The sequence below is a fragment of the Streptomyces sp. T39 genome, assembly GCF_008042045.1.
Taxonomy (GTDB): Bacteria; Actinomycetota; Actinomycetes; order Streptomycetales; family Streptomycetaceae; genus Streptomyces.
Genome location: NZ_RDBP01000012.1, coordinates 1,657,738 through 1,679,858 on the forward strand (window position 1 = coordinate 1,657,738; position 22,121 = coordinate 1,679,858).

At 71.1% G+C, this 22,121-nt stretch carries 20 protein-coding genes; 10 read left to right on the forward strand and 10 right to left on the reverse strand.

Annotated features, from left to right (window positions below):
* Positions 1-92 precede the first annotated feature (92 nt).
* Positions 93-557, forward strand: a complete 465-nt coding sequence (locus tag EAO77_RS08430) for a GatB/YqeY domain-containing protein (RefSeq protein ID WP_147987414.1) — start codon at positions 93-95, stop codon at positions 555-557.
* A gap of 96 nt (positions 558-653) precedes the next feature.
* Here the strand turns inward: EAO77_RS08430 and EAO77_RS08435 are convergent, their stop codons facing one another.
* Positions 654-2,897: a transglycosylase domain-containing protein gene (locus EAO77_RS08435; protein ID WP_147987415.1), complete on the reverse strand. Its 2,244-nt coding sequence runs from the start codon at positions 2,895-2,897 to the stop codon at positions 654-656.
* Between the two features lie 392 nt (positions 2,898-3,289).
* On the opposite strand from EAO77_RS08435, the gene EAO77_RS08445 reads away from it, so the two are divergent.
* On the forward strand, positions 3,290-3,634 hold the full coding sequence (locus tag EAO77_RS08445) for a WhiB family transcriptional regulator (RefSeq protein WP_187283156.1): 345 nt from the start codon (positions 3,290-3,292) through the stop codon (positions 3,632-3,634).
* A gap of 395 nt (positions 3,635-4,029) precedes the next feature.
* On the opposite strand, the gene EAO77_RS08450 is transcribed toward EAO77_RS08445, so the two are convergent.
* On the reverse strand, positions 4,030-5,373 hold the full coding sequence (locus EAO77_RS08450) for an ArsA family ATPase (protein ID WP_147987416.1): 1,344 nt from the start codon (positions 5,371-5,373) through the stop codon (positions 4,030-4,032).
* Positions 5,370-6,332: an ArsA family ATPase gene (locus EAO77_RS08455; protein ID WP_147987417.1), complete on the reverse strand. Its 963-nt coding sequence runs from the start codon at positions 6,330-6,332 to the stop codon at positions 5,370-5,372. The genes EAO77_RS08450 and EAO77_RS08455 overlap by 4 nt, the downstream gene beginning before the upstream one ends.
* A 136-nt stretch (positions 6,333-6,468) precedes the next feature.
* On the opposite strand from EAO77_RS08455, the gene EAO77_RS08460 reads away from it, so the two are divergent.
* From EAO77_RS08460 to EAO77_RS08480, 5 genes are all read left to right on the forward strand, one after another.
* Positions 6,469-6,627, forward strand: coding sequence for a DUF4177 domain-containing protein (locus tag EAO77_RS08460; protein WP_003991873.1), 159 nt, complete (start codon positions 6,469-6,471; stop codon positions 6,625-6,627).
* Positions 6,624-7,094: a RidA family protein gene (locus EAO77_RS08465; RefSeq protein ID WP_147987418.1), complete on the forward strand. Its 471-nt coding sequence runs from the start codon at positions 6,624-6,626 to the stop codon at positions 7,092-7,094. Before EAO77_RS08460 ends, EAO77_RS08465 begins: the two co-directional genes overlap by 4 nt.
* Before the next feature lie 211 nt (positions 7,095-7,305).
* Positions 7,306-8,172 carry an NUDIX hydrolase gene (locus tag EAO77_RS08470; RefSeq protein ID WP_147987419.1) on the forward strand — a complete coding sequence of 289 codons (867 nt, stop codon included), beginning with the start codon at positions 7,306-7,308 and terminating at the stop codon, positions 8,170-8,172.
* Positions 8,169-9,017, forward strand: a complete 849-nt coding sequence (locus EAO77_RS08475; RefSeq protein WP_147987420.1) for an MBL fold metallo-hydrolase — start codon at positions 8,169-8,171, stop codon at positions 9,015-9,017. The genes EAO77_RS08470 and EAO77_RS08475 overlap by 4 nt, the downstream gene beginning before the upstream one ends.
* Before the next feature lie 150 nt (positions 9,018-9,167).
* Positions 9,168-10,052: a prohibitin family protein gene (locus tag EAO77_RS08480; protein ID WP_147987421.1), complete on the forward strand. Its 885-nt coding sequence runs from the start codon at positions 9,168-9,170 to the stop codon at positions 10,050-10,052.
* A gap of 69 nt (positions 10,053-10,121) precedes the next feature.
* Here the strand turns inward: EAO77_RS08480 and EAO77_RS08485 are convergent, their stop codons facing one another.
* The gene (locus EAO77_RS08485) at positions 10,122-10,796 is read right to left on the reverse strand and encodes a Crp/Fnr family transcriptional regulator (RefSeq protein WP_017947815.1); all 675 of its coding nucleotides are present in this window, start codon (positions 10,794-10,796) and stop codon (positions 10,122-10,124) included.
* Between the two features lie 294 nt (positions 10,797-11,090).
* On the opposite strand from EAO77_RS08485, the gene nth reads away from it, so the two are divergent.
* The 3 genes from nth to EAO77_RS08500 all read left to right on the forward strand — a co-directional run bounded on the left by nth (position 11,091) and on the right by EAO77_RS08500 (position 14,045).
* Positions 11,091-11,933: an endonuclease III gene (nth, locus tag EAO77_RS08490; protein WP_147989032.1), complete on the forward strand. Its 843-nt coding sequence runs from the start codon at positions 11,091-11,093 to the stop codon at positions 11,931-11,933.
* Between the two features lie 70 nt (positions 11,934-12,003).
* The gene (locus EAO77_RS08495) at positions 12,004-12,729 is read left to right on the forward strand and encodes an NUDIX hydrolase (RefSeq protein WP_147987422.1); all 726 of its coding nucleotides are present in this window, start codon (positions 12,004-12,006) and stop codon (positions 12,727-12,729) included.
* 116 nt (positions 12,730-12,845) lie between these two features.
* A complete protein-coding gene (locus EAO77_RS08500; protein ID WP_147987423.1) occupies positions 12,846-14,045 on the forward strand; it encodes a MarP family serine protease in 1,200 nt (399 codons plus the stop codon).
* Positions 14,046-14,093: 48 nt separating this feature from the next.
* Here EAO77_RS08500 and EAO77_RS39850 read toward each other — a convergent pair whose 3' ends face one another.
* The 6 genes from EAO77_RS39850 to EAO77_RS08530 form a co-directional block, all read right to left on the reverse strand.
* Positions 14,094-14,282, reverse strand: coding sequence for a hypothetical protein (locus EAO77_RS39850; protein ID WP_147987424.1), 189 nt, complete (start codon positions 14,280-14,282; stop codon positions 14,094-14,096).
* Between the two features lie 154 nt (positions 14,283-14,436).
* On the reverse strand, positions 14,437-15,384 hold the full coding sequence (locus EAO77_RS08510) for an alpha/beta fold hydrolase (protein ID WP_147987425.1): 948 nt from the start codon (positions 15,382-15,384) through the stop codon (positions 14,437-14,439).
* A 76-nt stretch (positions 15,385-15,460) separates the two neighbouring features.
* Entirely contained in the window at positions 15,461-15,952 is a 492-nt protein-coding gene (locus EAO77_RS08515) for a phage holin family protein (RefSeq protein ID WP_147987426.1), read from the reverse strand.
* A gap of 55 nt (positions 15,953-16,007) precedes the next feature.
* Positions 16,008-17,402 carry a Na+/H+ antiporter NhaA gene (gene nhaA / locus EAO77_RS08520; RefSeq protein WP_261993846.1) on the reverse strand — a complete coding sequence of 465 codons (1,395 nt, stop codon included), beginning with the start codon at positions 17,400-17,402 and terminating at the stop codon, positions 16,008-16,010.
* Positions 17,403-17,590: 188 nt separating this feature from the next.
* On the reverse strand, positions 17,591-19,546 hold the full coding sequence (gene acs, locus EAO77_RS08525; RefSeq protein ID WP_147987428.1) for an acetate--CoA ligase: 1,956 nt from the start codon (positions 19,544-19,546) through the stop codon (positions 17,591-17,593).
* Positions 19,547-19,814: 268 nt separating this feature from the next.
* A complete protein-coding gene (locus EAO77_RS08530) occupies positions 19,815-21,995 on the reverse strand; it encodes a SulP family inorganic anion transporter (RefSeq protein WP_147987429.1) in 2,181 nt (726 codons plus the stop codon).
* Between the last annotated feature and the right edge of the window lie 126 nt (positions 21,996-22,121).

Sequence of the window (22,121 nt, forward strand, 5' to 3'; positions counted from 1 at the left end):
CCCCCTCGCGTCCCGGCCGTCCCGTCCCGCCCCGGTCGCGCAGAGGGAAATGCGCGGGCGTTCCGCGCGGCGCACCTGACACACTTGTCCGTATGACCACGCTCAAGTCCAAGCTGCAGGAAGACCTCACCGAGGCGATCAGGGCGCGCGACGAACTGCGCTCCTCCACGCTCCGGCTGACCCTCGCCGCGATCACCAAGGAGGAGGTCTCGGGCAAGACGGCCCGCGAACTCTCCGACGACGAGGTGCAGAAGGTGATCGCCAAGGAGGCGAAGAAGCGCCGCGAGGCGGCCGACGCCTTCGCCCAGGGCGGTCGTGCCGCGCAGGCCGAGCGCGAGCAGGCGGAGGGCGTCGTCCTCGACGCCTACCTTCCGCAGCAGCTGACGGACGACGAGCTGCACGCCATCGTGGGGCAGGCCGTCGAGGAGGCCAGGGCGGCCGGGGCCGAGGGCCCGCGCGCCATGGGCGCCGTCATGAAGATCGTGAACCCGAAGGTGGCGGGCCGCGCCGAGGGCGGCCGTGTCGCCGCCGCGGTCAAGCAGCTGCTCGCCGGCTGAGCGGGCGGCCAGGACGCGAGGAGGGGGACCCGGTCCGACCGGGTCCCCCTCCTTCGTCATGTCCGTGGCACCGGCCGCTCCGCGACCCGGCCGCGGTTACGGCCAGTTGCCGCCGCCGCCGTTGTTGCCCTGGCCGCGGTTGGCGCCGCCGCCGATCAGGTCCGGCGGGATGCTGATGCCGGGGAACGGCTCGTCGCCGCCGGGCTTGTCGTCCTCGCGGTCCCGGTCACGGTCCCGGTCGCGGCCCTTGTCCTGCTCCTCCTTCTCCTTCCCGCGCGGGACGGAGACCGGGTTGAAGGACGGGGTCTCGGCCGCGTCCAGGGCGCCGGTCATCGCGATCTTCCAGATCGGACCGGGCAGACAGCCGCCGCAGACCTTGTCGTAGGGCCGGCCGCCGATGGTGATGTTGTACATCGACTGCTTCTCGCCGATGTCGTCGCCGACCCAGACCGCCGTGGAGAGGTTCGGGGTGTAGCCCACGAACCAGGCGTCCTTGCGGTCGTTCGTCGTACCGGTCTTGCCCGCGTTGTCGCGGTCCTGGAGGCCGGCCTGCGTACCGGTGCCGTCCTCGACCACGCCCTTGAGCATCTGGTTGATCGTGTCGGCGGTCTGCTCGTTCATGACCTGCGAGCACTCGGAGCCGGGCACCTTGATGCGCTTGCCGTTGGCGTCGGTGACGGACTCGATCGCGACCGGGGTGCAGTAGGTGCCGCGGTTGGCGAACGTGGCGTAGACCGAGGCCATGTCGAGCGGGGTGCTCTCCTGGCCGCCGAGCGTGATCGAGGGCAGTTCCTTGAGCTTGGTGCCCAGTTCCCGTTCGTAGCCCATCTTCCGGGCCATCTCGACGGTCTCGCAGAGGCCCGCCATCTGCTCCAGGTGCGCGAAGTAGGTGTTGATGGACTTGCCGAGCGCGCTCGTCATGTCCCAGGTGCCGGCCTCGGACTCCAGCTCGTTCTGCAGGTCCCACTTGCCCCCGCCGGACGGCCCGCCCGCGCAGGTGCGGTAGGAGTCCATCGGGAGCGAGATCTTCCACGGGGTGCCGAACGACTGCGCCGGGCTGATGCCCTTCTCCAGCGCGGCCGCCGCCGTGATCGGCTTGAAGGTCGAGCCGACCTGGAAGCCGTAGGTGGTGCCGCCCATCTTGCTGCCCACGGCGAGGTTGAGCACCGTCTCGTTCTGCTTCTGGTCCAGGCCGTACGGGCGGGACTGGCCCATGGAGAGGATCTTGCCGGTGCCGGGCTGGACCTGGACCACCGAGGCGGCGACGCCGTCGGTCTTGTACACCTTGGCCGTGGCCGCCTCGTTGGCCGCGGCCTGGGCGCGCGGGCTGAGGGTGGTGCGGACGGTCAGACCGCCGAGGTTCCAGAGCTTCGAGCGCTCCTCCTCGGTCTTGCCGAAGGCCGGGTCGTTGAGGATCGTCTTGCGCACGTAGTCGCAGAAGAAGCCCGAGCCCTCGACGGCGGTGATGCAGCCGTTCTTCGGCTTGCTGACCTTGAGCTTGATCGGCTCGGCCTTGGCCTTGTCCGCCTCCTCCTGGGAGACGTTGCGGACGTCCGCCATGCGCTGGAGCACGGTGTTGCGGCGCTTGGTGGCCTCCTCCGTGTCGTTGACCGGGTCGTACCGGCTCGGCGACTGGACGAGGCCGGCGAGGAGCGCGGCCTCCTCCAGCTTCAGGTCCTTCGCCGACTTGGAGAAGTAGCGGTGGGAGGCGGCCTCGACGCCGTAGGCCTGCTGCCCGAAGAACGTGATGTTGAGGTAGTTCTCCAGGATCTTCTTCTTGCCCAGCTCCTCCTCGACCTGGATCGCGTATTTCAGTTCGCGGACCTTGCGGCCGATGGTCTGCTGGGTGGCCTCGGCGACCTTGTCGGGGTCGTCGCCGGCCTCCTCGACGAAGACGTTCTTCACGTACTGCTGGGTGAGCGTCGAGGCGCCCTCGGAGACGCCGCCCGACTGCGCGTTCTTGTTGAGCGCGCGCAGCACACCCTTGAGGTCGATGGCTCCGTGCTCGTAGAAGCGCGCGTCCTCGATGGCGATGATCGCCTGCTGCATGTAGGGCGAGATGTCCTTCAGGGGCACGACCGTGCGGTCACGGGAGTACACCGTCGCGATCGGGCCGCCCTCGCTGTCGAGGATGGTGGTGCGCTGACTCAGCGGCGGGGTCTTGAGGTTGGCGGGGATCTCGTCGAATCCCTCGACCGTTCCCTTGGCCGCGAGTCCGAGCGCGCCGACGGCGGGCAGGGCGATGCCCGCCAGCACCGCTCCGGAGAGCACGCTGACACCGAGGAACTTGGCGGCCTGCTGGGTCCCGGTCAGACCACCGCCCGAGCGCTTCTTTGGCATGAGGGCAGCCTACGTTCTCATTCGCCGGACACGCATAAAGGCATTGGCCTAAGCTGCTCTCAACTGTCACAGCAGTGCGGTCCCGCATCAAGTAGCCGGCAGTACTCCGCTGTCCCCGAATCCGGCGGAGAGCTGTCCGAATGGCCGCAAACGTCTTCGAAGTCCGTGACAGTGCAAGGTAAATGCCCGATATTGTCACCTTTGTCGGCAATGCCTTCAGCTCACTCCCCTGGGTGATCTGCCGCGTACGCATAGTCCGTTCGGGCCATTCAAGATTGGGCCCCGCGGGGGTGTTGCGCTCTGCCCACCTTCCGTAACGTCCTCAACTGGCAGCGGTGAATATGCCGCTGCCGCCGTGGGGGAGCCTCGATTCGGGAGAGGACGGCGCCGGCATGGGCTGGGTAACCGACTGGAGTGCGCAGGCAGCCTGCCGCACGACGGATCCGGATGAACTGTTCGTACAAGGGGCAGCGCAGAACAGGGCCAAGGCGGTGTGCACCGGATGCCCGGTGCGGACCGAGTGCCTGGCCGACGCGCTCGACAACCGCGTCGAGTTCGGCGTGTGGGGCGGAATGACCGAGCGGGAGCGTCGCGCACTGCTGCGCCGACGACCCACGGTCACGTCCTGGCGCAGACTGCTTGAGACAGCGCGCACGGAATACGAGCGCAGCGCCGGCATCCTGCCGGTGGGCCTCGACGACGACGAGACGTACGAGGCGTACGCGGCGGTCGGCTGACCGGACCGCACACCGTCCCGCCCGGTACCGCACCGGTCGGCACGGCATGACGTCCTCGGGCACGGACGGATTTCCGCCGTGCGGCCCGCGCATGACGCACGGGGGACACGCCGCGGCCCGGTGCCGCGCTGCCCGTGGCCGTACGTGACGCCACGACCGCGCGTCATCCTGCCCGTGGGCGGGCAGCACCGTGCGCATGGCCGTGCGCCGAGGCGCGCCGAGCGATGCGCCGACGCGCGAGGACCGCGTCCGCGGAACGTCACGCCGGTGCGACGGCGCGCGCGGCGGCCGCCGAGCCCTGCGCCACGAGCCGTTCAGGCGCCCGCCGTACCCCGCGTGGGCTCACACCACCCGCGCGACCGGGGAGTCCCGGATGCTCCAGGCTTCCCGGTGCTTCAGAGCACCTCGGGCGACGAGGGCGCCGCCAGGCGGTCGCCGATCGCGCGCAGACCTGCCAGGTCGTGCACATCTCCGGCCAGCGCCGGCACCTCCGTGACCGCCACCTCCGGATGGAGCGCCGTGAAGCGGTCGCGCGTGCGCTGCTCACGCGCGAGCACCTGCATGCGCTCGGCATGCAGGCGCAGCAGACCCGCGGTCAGCTCCTGCGCGGTCTGCTTCACGGCAGGCGTCCCGGCAGGCGCCGGTGATCCGGCTCCCGCGGGGGTGAACTCGCTTGTTTCCTCGGGGACATGACCCCCGGCCGGGGAATCGGGAGAGGCGGCCGTGCGGTCACGACTACCAGTCTCCCCGGCCTCCTGATCCACAATGCGGCCCTCGTCAAGATTTTCCGCGGCGGCCAGCGCCCGCTCCGCCGACAGCCGGGCGGCCCCGCTCCCGTGCACCCGGTTGAGGACCAGGCCGGCCAGCGGCATGTCCTCGGCGGCCAGGCGTTCCACGAAGTACGCCGCCTCGCGCAGCGCGTCCCGCTCGGGCGCCGCGACGACGACGAACGCCGTGCCGGGCGCCTGGAGCAGCCGGTACGTGGCGTCCGCCCGGGTGCGGAAACCGCCGAACATCGTGTCCATGGCGGCCACGAACGTCTGCACGTCCCGCAGGAACTGGCCGCCCAGCAGTTTGCCCAGCGTGCCGGTCATCATCGACATGCCGACGTTGAGGAACTTCATCCCGGCCCGGCCGCCGACCTTTGCCGGAGCCATCAGCAACTTGATGAACGTGCCGTCCAGGAAGGAGCCCAGGCGGCCCGGCGCGTCCAGGAAGTCGAGCGCGGAGCGCGAGGGCGGGGTGTCCACGACGATGAGGTCCCACTCGTCCCGCGCACGGAGCTGGCCCAGCTTCTCCATCGCCATGTACTCCTGCGTGCCGGCGAAACCGGCGGACAGGGACTGGTAGAAGGGGTTCTCCAGGATCGCGCGGGCCCGTTCGCCGTCCGCGTGCGCCTCGACGATCTCGTCGAAGGTGCGCTTCATGTCGAGCATCATCGCGTGCAGCTCGCCGGCGCCCTTCCCCTCGGCCCCCTCGGCGTCGCCGCGGCTCTCGATGCCCGTGACCTTGCGCGGGGTGTTGTCGAGGGAGTCGATCCCCATGGACTGCGCCAGCCTGCGTGCCGGGTCGATGGTCAGCACCACGACCTTGCGGCCCCGCTCGGCGGCCCGTACACCCAGGGCGGCCGCGGTGGTCGTCTTGCCGACGCCGCCCGCGCCGCAGCACACGATGATGCGCGTGTCCGGGTCGTCGAGCAGCGGATCGACGTCGAGGCGGGCGGCGCTGTCGAGCATCATGATCCGGCCCCTTGCTTGCGCAGTTCCCTGGCCAGTCGGTACAGCCCCGCCAACTCGACTCCCTCGCTGAGCATGGGCAGTTCGTAGGCGCCGAGCTCCATCGCGTTGAGCACCCGGCGCTGCTCCCGCTCCAGCTCGACGCGCTGGGCGTGTTCGGCGGCCTGCTGCAGGAGGGGGGTGACGAGCTCGCCGGGCGCGGTGATCCCGGCCCGCGCGAGGGTCTCGGTGATCTCGGGGCGGCGGCCGTTCGAGGCGTCGCGCACGGCGTCCTCGTCGAGGAGGTGGGGGCGCACCATGTTCACGATGACGCTGCCCACGGGGAGGCCCGCCCCGCGCAGCTCGGCGACGCCGTCAGCGGTCTCCTGGACGGGCATCTCCTCCAGCAGGGTGACCAGATGCACCGCGGTCTGGGGGGACTTGAGGACCCTCATCACGGCCTGGGCCTGATTGTGTATCGGTCCGATCCTGGCCAGGCCCGCGACCTCGTCGTTCACGTTCAGGAAGCGGGTGATGCGGCCGGTGGGCGGTGCGTCCATGACGACGTAGTCGTAGACGTACCGCCCCTGTCTGTCCCGGCGGCGGACGGCCTCGCACGCCTTGCCGGTGAGCAGCACGTCCCGTACGCCCGGTGCGATGGTGGTCGCGAAGTCGATCGCGCCGAGCTTCTTGAGCGCGCGGCCCGCGGTGCCGAGCTTGTAGAACATCTGGAGGTAGTCGAGCAGCGCGCGCTCGGCGTCGATGGCCAGCGCGAAGACCTCGCCGCCGCCCGAGGCGACGGCGATCTTGCGCTCCTCGTACGGAAGGGTTTCCGTCTCGAAGAGCTGGGCGATGCCCTGCCTGCCCTCCACCTCGACCAGAAGGGTGCGTTTCCCCTCGGTGGCGAGGGCGAGCGCGAGGGCGGCGGCGACCGTGGTCTTACCGGTACCGCCCTTGCCGCTGACGACCTGGAGCCTGCTCACGTATTCGAGCCTAACCAGTAGCGGCACTGCCTACGCACGAGGCTGCCCTCGGGCTGTGTTCCTTCGCGCGCACGTCCCCGTTCCGGAGGCCGGGGCTGTCGCGGTACCGCCGTCCGGGGCGGCTACAGTCGGGCCCATGACCAAGTGGGAATACGCGACCGTGCCCCTTCTCGTGCACGCGACGAAGCAGATTCTGGACACCTGGGGCGAGGACGGCTGGGAGCTCGTCCAGGTCGTGCCCGGGCCGAACAACCCCGAGCAGCTCGTGGCCTACCTGAAGCGGGAGAAGCAGTGAGCGGCGTCGTCGACCGACGGCTCGCCGAGCTGGGCCTGACGCTTCCCGAGGTCGTGCCGCCGCTCGCCGCCTACCAGCCGGCCGTGATCTCCGGCGCGTACGTCTTCACCGCGGGTCAGCTCCCGATGGTGGAGGGCAAGCTTCCGGTGACCGGCAAGGTCGGCGCCGAGGTCACGCCCGAGGAGGCCAAGGGTCTGGCGCGGACCTGCGCGCTCAACGCGCTCGCCGCCGTGAAGTCCGTCGTCGGCGACCTCGACCGCATCGCGCGGGTCGTGAAGGTCACCGGCTTCGTGGCCTCGGCCGCCGACTTCACCGGCCAGCCCGCCGTGCTCAACGGCGCGAGCGAGCTGCTGGGCGAGGTCCTCGGCGACAAGGGCGTGCACGCCCGCAGCGCGGTGGGCGTGGCGGTGCTGCCGCTCGACGCGCCGGTCGAGGTCGAGATCCAGGTGGAGCTCGTCCAGGACTGACCCGCCGCGTCCGGCCTTCCGGCGCCTCGATACGCCCGGCGCGTCCGGCCTTCCGGCGCGTGTGTACTCCTGACGCGTCCGTACGACGACGGCCCCCGCCCCCGGCTGCACCGGCCCGGCGCGGGGCCTTCGTCGTTCCCGCCCCGGGCCGTCCGCCCCGGCACACCGGCCACCCCTCGAACATCCGCGCTAGAACGCATAGCATCCGGCCATGCCCAATGGTCAGTGGTACCCGCCGGAATGGCCCGACCGCATCCGCGCCCTCGCCGCGGGTGAGCTCGTACCCGCCGTCCCGAAGAGGGCCGCGACGGTGATGCTGCTCCGCGACGGCGCGGAGGGCCCCGCCGTCCACATGCTGCGCCGGCGCACCTCGATGGCCTTCGCCGGAGGCGCGTACGCCTACCCGGGCGGCGGGGTCGACCCGCGCGACGACCGGCCCGTCGGCTGGGCCGGGCCCTCGCTGGACACCTGGGCCGCCCGACTGGGCACCGACGACACCGCGGTCGCCCAGGCCGTGGTCTGCGCGGCGGTGCGCGAGACGTTCGAGGAGGCCGGGGTGCTGCTGGCGGGTCCGACCGAGGACACCGTCGTCGGCGACACCACGGGAGACGACTGGGAGGCCGACCGGCAGGCGCTGGTCGACCGCGACCTGTCGTTCGCGCAGTTCCTGGAACGCCGCAGCCTGGTCCTCCGCTCCGACCTGCTCGGCGCCTGGGCGCGCTGGATCACGCCCGAGTTCGAGCAGCGCCGCTACGACACGTGGTTCTTCGTGGCCGCCCTCCCCGAGGGGCAGCGCACCCGCGACGTCTCCACCGAGGCCGACCGGACCGCCTGGATCCGCCCCGCGGAGGCGATCGCCGGCTACGACAAGGGCGAGCTGCTCATGATGCCGCCGACCGTGGCGACACTGCGTGCCCTGGAGCCGTACGCCACCGTGGCCGGCACCCTGGCGGCGGCTGCCGCACAGAGCCTCGACCCGGTCCTCGCCCGGGCGCGGCTGGAGGGCGGCGAGGTGGTGCTGAGCTGGCCGGGCCACGAGGAGTTCACCAAGCACGTGCCGCAGGGAGGACCGCGATGACGGACGCCGCAGCGCTGCCGGGACAGCCCCGCGGAGGCGTGCTCTCCGGACCCGCCACCGCCCGTGCCGTCAACGTCCTCGCGCCGAACCCGTCCGCGATGACGCTGGACGGCACCAACACGTGGATCGTCTCCGAGCCCGGCTCCGCCCTCGCCGTGGTCGTCGATCCGGGTCCGCAGGACGAGACCCACCTCCGGGCCGTGATCGAGACGGTCGAGGCCGCGGGCAAGCGGGTCGCGCTGACCCTGCTCACCCATGGCCACCCCGACCACGCGGAGGGCGCCGCCCGCTTCGCCGAGCTGACGAGGACCCCGGTCAGGGCGCTCGATGCGGCGCTGCGGCTCGGTGACGAAGGGCTCGCCGAAGGGGACGTCGTCACGACCGGCGGCCTGGAGATGCGCGTCGTCGCCACCCCCGGACACACCGCCGACTCGCTCAGCTTCCATCTGCCGGCCGACCGCGCGGTGCTGACGGGTGACACGGTCCTCGGCCGGGGCACCACGGTGGTCGCCCACCCGGAGGGCCGGCTCGGGGACTACCTGGACTCCCTGCGGCGGCTGCGCTCGCTCACCGTCGACGACGGTGTCCACACGGTGCTGCCGGGCCACGGCCCCGTCCTGGAGGACGCCCAGGGTGCCGTCGAGTTCTATCTCGCCCACCGCGCCCACCGGCTCGCCCAGGTCGAGACGGCCGTCGAGAACGGATGCGCCACCGCCCCGGAGGTCGTCGCGCACGTCTACGCGGATGTCGACCGGTCGCTGTGGCCCGCGGCCGAGCTGTCGGTGCGCGCCCAGCTCGCCTACCTGCGCGAGCACGGACTGATCGGCGTGAGCGACACCGGCTGACGGTCCGCGCCTCCCGCGGCGCCCCGCGAGCGCACGGGCATGACATCGGTCCTGCCCGGACGGAACTGCCCCGGGCGTCCCCGGCGTCTGTCGCAGGCGAGGCTTTACGGCCCGCTTACATCACGGCATCCGTCACTGGGGGGACAAACCGTGTTCGTCCTGTTCGTCATACTCGTCATCGCCGCCGCGGTGATGTACTTCGTCGCCCGCGCGGGCGACAACAAGGGCCTCAAACTGGGCGCGCTGGGCGCGCTCGTGGCCGGGCTGTTCGCGGGCGTGTCGAGCTGCGTCCATGTCGTCAGCGCCTACGAGGTCGGAGTGCCCGTCACCTTCGGCAAGGTCGGCTCGCCGATGAACTCCGGGCTCAACGTCACCTCACCGTTCACCGACGTCACCACGTTCTCCACGCGCCCCGTGGACCTCAACCTCTCCGACAAGGACGTCGTCGAGGTCCGCTCCTCGCAGGGCGGTGTCATGTACGCCGAGATCACCGTGAAGTGGGCGGTCACCCCGGCGAGGGCCGTGGAGCTGTACCGGCTGGCGGGCAGCGAGGACGCGATCCAGCAGCGCCTGGTCTTCCCGGACAGCCGGGAGATCGTCCGCAACGTCTTCGCCCGGTACACCAGCGAGGAGGGTTACACCTCGGCCCGGGAGAAGATCAACACCGAGATCGGCGATCTGATCCGCGAGCGCCTGGCGCCCCGCGGCATCGCCGTGACGACCGTCAATCTGCGCAACGTGAAGCCCTCGGAGAAGCTCCAGGAGCAGATCGACCGCAAGATTCAGCAGGAGCAGGCGACCGAACGGGCGACCGAGGCGGCCCGGACGGCGACGGCCGAGGCCGAGCGCCGGCGCATCGAGGCCGAGGGCATCGCCAAGGCGAACCGGATCCTGAACGACTCGCTGTCGGACAAGGTCCTGGCCAACCAGTGCATCGAGGCGTTCAAGGAGGCCGCGGCAAGCCAGCCGGTGTACGCGGTCCCCTGCGGCGGGGGGACCGGCAATCCGCTGATCGTGGACGGCACCAGGAACTGAGCGCACGGCGAAGGGCCGCCCGCGTGAGCGGGCGGCCCTTCGTGATGCACGTGCGCGACGGTGTGCGGCTCAGCGCGAGCGCTTCGCGAGGCGCTCCACGTCCAGGAGGATCACCGCTCGGGCCTCCAGCCGCAGCCAGCCGCGCTGCGCGAAGTCGGCCAGCGCCTTGTTGACGGTCTCGCGGGAGGCGCCGACCAGCTGGGCAAGTTCCTCCTGCGTGAGGTCGTGGACCACGTGGATGCCCTCCTCCGACTGCACGCCGAAGCGGCGCGAGAGGTCGAGCAGCGCGCGGGCGACACGGCCGGGCACATCGGAGAAGACCAGGTCGGACATCTGGTCGTTGGTCTTGCGGAGCCGGCGGGCGACCGCGCGCAGCAGCGCCGTGGCCACCTCCGGGCGGGCGTTCAGCCAGGGCTGGAGGTCGCCGTGGCCGAGGCCGAGGAGCTTCACCTCGGTCAGCGCGGTGGCGGTCGCGGTGCGCGGACCGGGGTCGAAGAGGGACAGCTCGCCGATCAGCTCGCCGGGGCCGAGGACGGCGAGCATGTTCTCCCGCCCGTCGGGCGAGGTGCGGTGGAGCTTGACCTTGCCCTCGGTGACCACGTACAGGCGGTCGCCGGGGTCGCCCTCGTGGAAGAGCGCGTCGCCACGGGCGAGCGTCACTTCACTCATCGAGGCGCGGAGCTCCGCGGCCTGCTCGTCATCGAGCGCCGCGAAGAGCGGGGCGCGCCGCAGAACGTCGTCCACGAGTTCTCTCCTTGTCGACCTGCTCAGGGGACACAGTCCCCCATGATGCCGGACCGCGCTGCACTGTCCTGGGGACCGGGTGCCCCGCGGCGGCATCGTCGGGGACGAGGACCCCGTTACTCAACAATCGTGCGATCAGTCACAACAAGTTTGACGTACAGACGCGTCCGTCCGTACGGCAGGGGCCCGATTGGGTCCTGATTCGGGGGGACCCGGGCAGATGTCGGTGGTGACCCTTAGGCTGGCCGGGTGTCCAATTCGCCGGTGACAGCGCAGGCCAAGGGGGCTGGAAACGTGTCCGGAAAGCAGAATTCCGCTGTGGGCGAACACCCTTCGCCCAATCCGGGCAAGAAGGGTAAAACGGTCAAACCGGAATCCCGTCTCGCGATGGTGCGCCGGGCCCGCCGGATCAACCGCGAGCTCGCCGAGGTCTTCCCGTACGCCCATCCCGAACTGGACTTCGAGAACCCTTACCAGCTCCTGATCGCGACCGTGCTCTCGGCCCAGACCACCGACCTCCGGGTCAACCAGACCACCCCCGCCCTCTTCGCGAAGTACCCGACGCCCGAGGACCTGGCGGCCGCGGTCCCGGAGGAGGTCGAGGAGCTCATCCGCCCGACCGGGTTCTTCCGCGCCAAGACGAAGTCGATCATGGGCCTCTCCAAGGCGATCAGGGACGACTTCGGCGGCGAGGTGCCCGGCACCCTGAAAGAGCTCGTCGCCCTGCCCGGCGTGGGCCGCAAGACCGCCTTCGTCGTCCTGGGCAACGCCTTCGGCGTCCCCGGCATCACGGTGGACACCCACTTCATGCGGCTGGCGCGCCGCTGGAAGTGGACCGACCAGGACGACCCGGTGAAGATCGAGGCCGAGATCGCCACGATCTTCCCCAAGTCCGAGTGGACGATGCTCTCGCACCGTGTGATCTTCCACGGCCGCCGCATCTGCCACGCCCGCAGACCCGCCTGCGGCGCCTGCCCGATCACCCACCTCTGCCCCTCGTACGGCGAGGGCGAGACGGACCCGGAGAAGGCGAGGAAGCTCCTCAAGTACGAGATGGGCGGACAGCCCGGACAGCGGCTCAAGCCGCCTCCGGACTACCCGGGCGAGCCGGCCCCCGCCGCGGGTGCGACCGGGTGAACCCTCGCCGCGCCGCGCGGCGCGAGGAACGATCCGGGCGCCCCGGGGCGTTGAGCAGCGAGGGGTGCCCATGACACGCGCAGGAGAAGAGACGTACGAGGCGTACGAACGGTCCGGCCGGACTCGCGACGAGGTGGCCGTGACCACCGAGGGCATGCCCGAGTGGCTGGCCCCGGTGGTGGGAGCCGTCGGCACCGTGCGGCCGCACCAGCTCAGCCGCTTCCTGCCGCCGGCCGACGGAGGGGGCCGGCAGTCGGCCGTCCTCGTCCTGTTCGGCGAGGGTGCCCGCGGGCCCGAACTGCTGCTCATGGAGCGCGCCGGCACCCTGCGCTCCCACGCGGGCCAGCCCTCCTTCCCCGGCGGAGCACTGGATCCCGAGGACGGCGACCCGGCCACCACGGGCCCGCTGCGCGCCGCGCTGCGGGAGGCCTGGGAGGAGACGGGCCTGGATCCCTCCGGCGTCCAGATCTTCGGCGTGCTGCCCAAGCTGTACATCCCGGTGAGCGGATTCGTGGTGACGCCCGTACTGGGATGGTGGCGCACGCCGAGCCCGGTCTTCGTGGTCGACCCCGCGGAGACCGCCCGGGTCTTCACGGTGCCCGTGGCCGATCTCACGGACCCGGCCAACCGTGCGACGGCCGTCCACCCGAGCGGTCACGCAGGGCCCGCGTTCCTGGTCGAATCGGCCCTGGTCTGGGGGTTCACCGCCGGGGTCATCGACCGGCTGCTGCACTTCGCCGGCTGGGAGCGCCCATGGGACCGCTCCAGGGAGGTCCCGCTCGACTGGCGCGCATGACAGGCTGGGCCAGGCACAGGTCCCACCCGGGACACCTGGAGGAAGCGGCCGCGCCGCGGACCGAAGACGCATAGCCGGCAGGAGCACCCGGCGACGACACAGCGAGGCTGAAGACGGTGAACGTGCTGGACATCCTGTTGCTGGTCGCCGCTGTCTGGTTCGCGGTCGTCGGCTACCGCCAGGGCTTCGTCGTCGGCATCCTGTCGGTGATCGGCTTCCTCGGCGGCGGCCTGGTCGCCGTGTACCTCCTGCCCGTGCTGTGGGGAGCCCTGACCGACGATTCCGAGGTCTCCACGACGGCGGCGATCGTCGCCGTCGTCGTCGTGATCGTCTGTGCCTCCGTCGGCCAGGCATTCACCACCCACCTCGGCAACAAGCTGCGCACCCACATCACCTGGTCGCCCGCCCGCGCGCTGGACGCCACCGGTGGCGCACTGGTCAACGTCGTCGCGATGCTGCTGGTCGCCTGGCTCATCGGCTCCGCGCTCGCCGGCACCTCGCTGCCCACCCTCGGCAAGGAGGTCCGCAGCTCCAAGGTGCTCCTCGGCATCTCGCGGGTGATGCCCGATCAGGCGAACACCTGGTTCACGGACTTCTCCTCCGTCCTCGCGCAGAACGGATTCCCCCAGGTCTTCAGCCCGTTCGCCAACGAGCCGATCACCGAGGTCCAGGCGCCCGACCCGGCGCTGGTCGGCAGCCCGGTCGCCGCCCGCGCCAAGCAGTCCATCGTGAAGGTCGTGGGCACGGCGCCCAGTTGCGGCAAGGTGCTCGAGGGCACGGGCTTCGTCTTCGACGAGCGCCGGGTGATGACCAACGCCCATGTCGTCGGAGGCGTGGACGAGCCCACCGTCCAGATAGGCGGCGAGGGCCGGCTCTACGACGCCAAGGTCGTGCTGTACGACTGGGAGCGGGACATCGCCGTGCTGGACGTCCCCGATCTCACGGCCCGCCCGCTCCGGTTCGCCGACGAGGACGCCCGCAGCGGCGACAGCGCGATCGTGGCCGGCTTCCCGGAGAACGGCGCGTACGACGTCCGCTCCGCACGCGTCCGCGGCCGCATCAACGCCAACGGGCCCGACATCTACCACCGGGGCACAGTCCGCCGCGACGTCTACTCGCTCTTCGCGACCGTGCGCCAGGGCAACTCGGGCGGCCCGCTGCTCACCACGGACGGCAAGGTGTACGGCGTCATCTTCGCCCGCTCCCTCGACGACGCGGACACCGGCTACGCCCTCACCGTGGACGAGATCCGCGAGGACATCGACCGGGGCAGGTCGGCCAACCAGGAGGTCGACAGCCAGGGATGCGCCCTGTGATCAGGGGTGCGCGTGCGAGACGCGTGAAGGGAATGCCCGGACGGGGCGTCAGCCCCGCGGTTGCCGCAGGCGCGCCGACACCCAGCGGGCGCGGCGCCGGAGGATGCGCGGAATGCCCATCCCCTGTCCGGGGTGCTCGTGGCTCCCGCCGGGTGAGTCGCCACGGTCGTGGCTGATCGGCCCGTTGGCCGAGCGGCGGTTGCGTGCTGCGTCACTGTAGTCGTGCGTCCAGCCCATACCGGGACGTCTGCCCGGGCCTCAAGGTCGGTAACCGCGCCGGAGACGTCCAATTGGCCTATGCGCCAGGCATTTGGCCGTTCGTAGGACAAGCGTTCCCTACCGTCCCCCGAACGGCCCAGCCCCGGCCTGTGGCGCGTGCCGCGGGAGGCCGTCAGCGGTCGGGTTCGGGGTCCTTGAGCCAGTTGATGAGCTCGCCGGAGAACGCCACCGGGTCCTCCTCGTGCGGGAAGTGACCGAGGCCGTCGAACAGGCGCCAGCGGTAGGGCGCTTCGACGTACTCGCCCGATCCCGCCGCGCTGCGCGTGCGCATCGCCGGATCGAGTGACCCGTGCAGATGGAGCGTCGGCACCCGCACCGGCCGCTTCATCCGGCGGTTGAACTGGAACCCGTCCGGCCGCGCGAGCGACCGCACCATCCACCGGTACGGCTCGATCGAGCAGTGCGCCGTCGACGGGATCAGCATCGCGCGCCGGTAGACGTCGACGGCCTCCTCGTCGACCGGCTGCGGCCCGGACCACTCGCGGATGAGGCGCCCGACCAGGGCGGCGTCGTCCGAGACCAGTTGCCGCTCCGGGATCCACGGCCGCTGGAAGCCCCACACGTACGACCCGGCGCGGCTCTGCGCGAAGTCGGAGAGCATCGCCGACCGCCACCGCCGGGGGTGGGGCATCGACGAGACCGCGAGCCGGCGCACCAGCTTGGGCCGCATCACGGCCGCGGTCCAGGCCAGGTAGCCGCCCAGATCGTGGCCGACCAGCGCCGCGTCCGGTTCGCCGAGGGAGCGCACGACACCGGTGATGTCGAGCGCGAGGTTCGCCGGGTCGTAGCCACGGGGCGTGCGGTCGCTGCCGCCCACACCCCGAAGGTCCATCGCGACCGCCCGGAAGCCGGCGTCGGCCAGCGCCGTCAGCTGATGGCGCCAGGTCCACCAGAACTGCGGGAACCCGTGCAGCAGCATCACCAGCGGCCCGTCACCCATCTCCACGATGTGGAAGCGGGCGCCGTTGGCTGCCACGTCACGATGGGTCCAGGGACCGTCGACGCGTACGGGGCTGCCGAGGGCGGCGAAGCCGCCGGGGCTGGATTCAGGGGCCGTCATGCTGATGAGCGTGCCACAACTGCGCGCGGCGCGTTCGTCTCGCCCGGCGCCCGCCCTGCCGAACCGGTGAGCCCGGTCACAGCAGCGCCTTGTCCTCCCTGGAGCCACCCGTCAGCTCCGGCCGCGGCTCGGGCCGGGGGTGCGGCTTGGCGTTCTGCAGGACCGCCGCGCTCTGCTTGGCGGAGGCGACCGCCTTCTGCGGGCCCTGCCCCTTCTTGGCCTTCTTCACGAACACCGTGCCGATCAGGGCGAGCAGCCCCGCCACGACGACGTTCACGGCGAAGGACAGCAGGAAACACAGGGCCATGTTCCAGCCCGTCCACGTCCTGAAGCCGTACGCGAGGGCGAAGCTCAGCATCGGCAGCGAGAACAGCAGCACGGTGCCCGCCGCGGTGAACGCGGCTCCTCCGACGCCCGCCTTCTTCGCGTCCTGGCGCAGCTGGGCCTTGGCCAGTGCGATCTCGTCGTGCACCAGCGCCGACATCTCGGCGGTCGCCGAAGCGACCAGCTGACCGAGACTGCGGTCGGCGCCGACGGCCTTCGCCGTGGTGTTGCCGGGGTCGCTCATCGCTGACTCCCTCTCCAGTTCCTGCGGTCTCCGCGTACTACGGTCCGATGTCAGATCATGCCGGACTGTCGCCGCCGTCGCGCGACGCCCCCGCCGCTTGGGCCCGCCTGCGATGCTCGGCGGCCTTCTCCTCGTAGATCACGGCCATGCGCAAGTGGTACGCAGGGTCGTCCTGTTCGTAGATGTCCGGCACCCCTGACATGTCCTCATCGCGCTCCTCCTCCGCGTAGAGCGCCTGGTAGGTGCGTACCCGCAGTTTGAGGAGGAATCCCGCGAGAACTGCGGCGATCACGGAACCGACCAGGACCGCCGCCTTCACCTTCTCGGTGAGGGACGGGTCGCCCTCGAAGGCGAGTTCGCCGATCAGCAGGGACACGGTGAAGCCGATGCCGGCGAGGGTGGAGAGCGCGAAGACGTCCGGCCAGCGCAGGTCGCCGTTCAGCTCCGCCTTGGTGAAGCGTGCCGTCAGCCAGGTCCCGCCGAAGATGCCCAGGGCCTTGCCGACGACCAGTCCGAGGACGACGCCGAGCGTCTCCGGCTGGGTGAAAACCTTCCCGAGAGCACCGCCCGAGACCGTGACGCCGGCCGAGAACAGGGCGAAGAGGGGAACCGCCACACCAGCGGACAGCGGCCGCACCAGGTGCTCGATGTGCTCGCCGGGAGAGTGGTCCTCCCCCTCCTTGCGGGTGCAGCGCAGCATCAGGCCCATCGCGACGCCGGCGATCGTCGCGTGGACGCCGCTGTTGTACATCAGACCCCAGACGACCAGGGCGAGCGGCACGTACACGTACCAGCCGCGCACGCCCTTGCGCAGCAGCAGCCAGAAGACCGCGAGGCCCGCGAAGGCGCCGCCGAGGGCCGCGAAGTTCAGGTCGTCGGTGAAGAAGACCGCGATGATCAGGATCGCGAAGAGGTCGTCCACGACGGCCAGGGTCAGCAGGAAGGCCCGCAGTGCCGAGGGCAGCGACGCGCCGAGAACGGCGAGTACGGCGAGGGCGAACGCGATGTCCGTTGCGGTCGGGACCGCCCAGCCGGATGCGGAACCGCCACCGGCGGTCACGACGACCAGATAGACCCCGGCAGGCATGATCATTCCGCAGAGCGCCGCGACGACCGGGAGGGCGGCGGCCCTCGGGTCGCGCAGCTCACCGGCGACCAGCTCCCGCTTGAGCTCGATGCCGGCGACGAAGAAGAAGACCGCCAGCAGCCCGTCAGCGGCCCAGTGCGCGACGGAGAGGTCCAGTCCGAGCGAGGCGGGACCGAAGTGGAAGTCGCTGACGGAGGTGTAGCTGCCGTCGAAGGTGTTGGCCCAGACGAGAGCGGCGACCGCGGCGAGGAGCAGCAGCATCCCGCCGACCGTCTCGGTGCGCAGGGCGTCCGCGACGAAGGTGCGCTCCGGCAGGGAGAGGCGGCCGAGGAACGTGCGGGGAGCGGGGGGCGGTGCGGCCACGGGGGGAGACCTCCGGTCGGACGGGCATGGCAGAACACTTGCCGACCAGACTTCCCGGCGCACCTCGGATTGCTCGCGCGTCATCGACGCGCCCGTCACTCTACCCGTACCTCTCCGGGCCGCGGGGTACGGCGCGGCCCCCGCGGCGCCGGAGCGTCACGGGGGCCTGTCGTGCCGTGCGGCGGGGGTCAGTCCTCGCTCGCGGCGCTCGGCAGCTTGGTCTGGATGAGGTCCATCACGGAGGAGTCGGTGAGGGTGGTGACGTCGCCCAGTTCGCGGTTCTCGGCGACGTCGCGCAGCAGCCGGCGCATGATCTTACCCGAGCGGGTCTTCGGGAGCTCGGCGACCGGCAGTACCCGCTTGGGCTTGGCGATGGGCCCGAGCGTGGCGCCCACGTGGGCCCGCAGCTCCTCGACGAGCCCTTCGTCCTCGCTGGCGGTGCCGCGCAGGATGACGAAGGCCACGATCGCCTGGCCGGTGGTCTCGTCGGCGGCGCCGACGACGGCGGCCTCGGCGACCTTGGGGTGGGAGACCAGGGCGGACTCGACCTCGGTGGTGGAGATGTTGTGGCCGGAGACCAGCATGACGTCGTCGACCCTGCCCAGCAGCCAGATGTCGCCGTCGTCGTCCTTCTTGGCACCGTCGCCGGCGAAGTACTTGCCCTCGAAGCGGGACCAGTAGGTGTCGATGAAGCGCTGGTCGTCGCCCCAGATGGTGCGCAGCATCGACGGCCAGGGTTCGGTCAGGACGAGGTAGCCGCCGCCTCCGTCGGGTACCTCGCGGGCCTCGTCGTCGACGACGGTGGCCGAGATGCCGGGCAGCGGGCGCTGTGCGGAGCCGGGCTTGGTCTCGGTGACCCCGGGCAGCGGCGAGATCATCATCGCGCCCGTCTCCGTCTGCCACCAGGTGTCCACGATCGGGGTCTTCCCGGCGCCGATGTGCTCCCGGTACCAGATCCACGCCTCGGGGTTGATCGGCTCGCCGACCGAGCCGAGGACGCGCAGGCTGGACAGGTCGAACTTGGCGGGGATGTCGTCTCCCCACTTCATGAAGGTCCGGATCGCGGTCGGCGCGGTGTAGAGGATCGTGACGCCGTACTTCTGGACGATCTCCCAGAACCGGCCCTGGTGCGGGCTGTCGGGCGTGCCCTCGTACATGACCTGTGTCGCGCCGTTGGCCAGCGGGCCGTAGACGATGTACGAGTGGCCGGTGACCCAGCCGATATCGGCCGTGCACCAGTACACGTCGGATTCCGGCTTCAGGTCGAAGACGGCGTGATGGGTGTAGGCCGCCTGCGTGAGGTAGCCGCCGGAGGTGTGCAGGATGCCCTTCGGCTTCCCCGTGGTGCCGGAGGTGTAGAGGATGAAGAGCGGGTGCTCCGCCTCGAAGGCCTCGGGGGTGTGCTCGGCCGACTGGCGGGCGACGATGTCGTGCCACCACACGTCGCGTCCCTCGGTGAACGCGGTCTCCTGGCCGGTGCGCCGCACCACCAGTACGTGTTCGACCTGCGGGCAGCGGGAGACGGCGTCGTCGATCGCGGGCTTGAGGGCGCTGGGCTTGCCGCGGCGGTAGCCGCCGTCGGCGGTGATGACCAGCTTGGCGTCGGCGTCCTGGATGCGGGAGGCGACGGCGTCTGCGGAGAACCCGCCGAAGACGACCGAGTGGGCCGCGCCGATCCGGGCGCAGGCCAGCATGGCGACCGCGGCCTCCGGGATCATGGGCATGTAGACGGCGACCCGGTCGCCCTTGCGCACGCCCAGCTCGGTCAGCGCGTTGGCCGCCCGGGAGACCTCGTCCTTGAGCTCCGCGTAGGTGATCGCGCGGCTGTCGCCGGGCTCGCCCTCGAAGTGGATGGCGACCCGCTCGCCGTGACCGGCCTCGACATGGCGGTCGACGCAGTTGTAGGCCACGTTGAGGGTGCCGTCGGCGAACCACTTGGCGAACGGCGGGTTGCTCCAGTCGAGCGTCTCGGTCGGTTCGGTGGCCCAGTCGAGCCGTCGTGCCTGCTCGGCCCAGAAGCCGAGCCTGTCCGCCGCTGCCTGCTCGTACGCCTCCGCCGTCACGTTGGCGTCCGCTGCCAGCTCGGCCGGCGGCGCGAATCGCCGCTCTTCCTTGAGCAGGTTGGCCAGGCTCTCGTTGCTCACGACATCTCCCTTTCCCAGGGCGTCTTCTGTGCGTATGTGTCCCAGGCCATAGCTCATCAGCCGAAGGGCCGGGTGACAAGGGCCTTCGGGAAATTGGTTTAGACCTGTGAGTGACCTTTCCGGCCGCCGGCACCACGGGACGGCGAGGTCCCGGGTGCCGGCGGCAGCTCCTCACCCCCGAGCGGTGGGGAAGAGGGGCCACACGTTCTCACGGGCGGGAGGTCCGGTCGGTTCAGCCACGCGATGAGGTGGGGGAGGCGGGGCCGTGTCACGCCGTGGTCTTCTCCAGGGCCGAGGGCGGCCCGGGGCACACCCGGTCGAAGACCTCGTCGATCTCGTGTTCATCGGTACTGGTCAGCAGGTAGGCCTGGGCCTCGCCCACATGGAAGTACATGCCGTGCAGCTGGAGCCTCCCCTCGGCGAGCCGCCGGGCCACCGGCGGGTGGGCGCGCAGATGCTCGAGCTGCTGGACCACATTGGTCAGGCAGAGCTGCTCCACCGCGTCGGCGGGGAGCCGGCCGGAGATCCTCGCCCAGGTGTGGTGCCGGCTCCGCATCCGCTTCAGGCTGGGGCGGGCGTGTCTCAGCCAGCGCCCCAGCGGTGTCCGGTCGTCCGCCGCGCCGTTGAGCAGGGCCTGCATGGCGCCGCAGCCGGAGTGCCCGCAGACGGTGATCGACTCGACCTCCAGGACGTCGACGGCGTACTCGATGGCGGCGGCGACCGAGTCGTCCCCGCTGTCGTCCCCGGGCAGGGGGACCAGGTTGCCGACGTTGCGGACGGTGAAGAGGTCACCGGGGCCGCTTGCCGTGATCATGCTGGTCACCAGGCGGGAATCGGCGCAGGTCAGGAAGAGCTGGGAGGGTCGCTGCCCCTCCCTGGCCAGCCGGGCCAGCTCGTCGCGCACCAGGGGGGCCGTGTCCCGCTGGAACGACCTCAGGCCCGTGGCCAGCCGGTGGCCCCTCGGCTTCTGGGGCGTGTCCTGGCAGTGGTGGTTGCGCCAGGGCGTCCAGGGGCGGCAGCAGCCATGGGCCTCGGCGGCCGGCTCGCTGATGCGGGTGCCGGCCCGTCCGGTGAACCGGACCGTGCCGCCGTGGGCCGAGTGCGAGGTCTGCCAGTCGTGCAGGGCCTCGTAGGCCGCGTGGTCCATGAAGGAGCCGTCCAGCTCCACATGGCATGCCGCACCGTGCGGCACCTGGCCCAGCACGCGGCTCAGCCGTGGCACGGCGAGGAACGTCAGCTGGCCCCGGACACGCACCCGGTGGATCCCCTCCGACTCCTCGGCGGTGATCCGCGTCCTGGTGAGGCGGTGCAGCGCGACGAACACGGCGACCGCGATCCCGATGAGCACCCCTTCGAGGACTCCGGTGAGGACGACGGCCGTCACGGTCACGGCGTAGACGAGCATCTCGCGGTTCCGCCGGATGGTGCGCACACGCGTGATGTTGACCATCTGGACACCGACGACGGCGACGAGCGCGGCGAGGGCGGCGAGGGGAATCAGGTCCATGACCGGGACCAGCAGCAGCGCCGCCACGGCGATCCAGACCCCGTGGAGCATGGCCGAGTGCCGGCTGACGGCTCCCGCGGTGACGTTGGCGTTGCTGCGGACGGCGACGCCGGCCACCGGCAGCCCCCCGAGGGCACCCGAGACGATGTTGGCGGCACCCTGGCCCACCAGCTCGCGGTCGAGGTCGGAGCGGTGCGGGGCGGCGGGGCCGCCTCTGCCGGAGACCAGGCGGTCGACGGCGACGGCGGAGAGCAGGGACTGGACGCTGGTGACGAGGGTGATGGTCACCACCGCGGCCGCCAGCCCGAGCACCGGGCCCTCGGGCAGCTCGGGCAGCGCGTGGGACCGCCAGGACGGCAGGTCGACCCGCTCCAGCCGCATGTGGGCGATCGTCGCGACCGCCGTGGCCGCGATCACCGCGGCGAGCGCGGCCGGGACGACCCGCAGCACGTCGCCGGTCCGCCCCGGGATCCGCGGCCACGCCAGCAGGATGCCCGCGGTCAGGGCGCTCACCATGAGAGCCGCCGGGTCCAGTGCGGCCAACTGACGGGGAAGACCGAGCACGTTGGCGACGGCGGAGCTCTGCGGCGAGCCGCCGAGCACGATGTGGATCTGGGCCAGCGCGATGGTGATGCCGATGCCCGCAAGCATGCCGTGCACGATGGCGGGGCTCACCGCCAGGGCGGACCGGGCGACCCGCAGGGCCGCGAGTCCGATCTGACAGAAGCCTGCCGCCACGGTCACGGCGCAGGTGGCACGCCATCCGTAGTGCTGGATCAACTCGGCGGTGACCAGGGTGAGTCCGGCAGCCGGGCCGCTCACCTGGAGCGGTGAGCCGCCGAGCCGCCCCGCGACGATGCCGCCCACTGCGGCGGCGACCAGCCCGGCCTGCAGAGGGGCGCCGGTGGCGAGTGCGATGCCGAGGGAGAGCGACGGGCCGATATGAAATGACTAATCACTACATCGAGTGATTGCCTGCCCCATTTGCCCTGAAAATCATGCCTGAGTCTTTACTCTGCATTACGATCCATTTACTTAACGTTGAGCGCTCGTGCGATTCGAGCATCC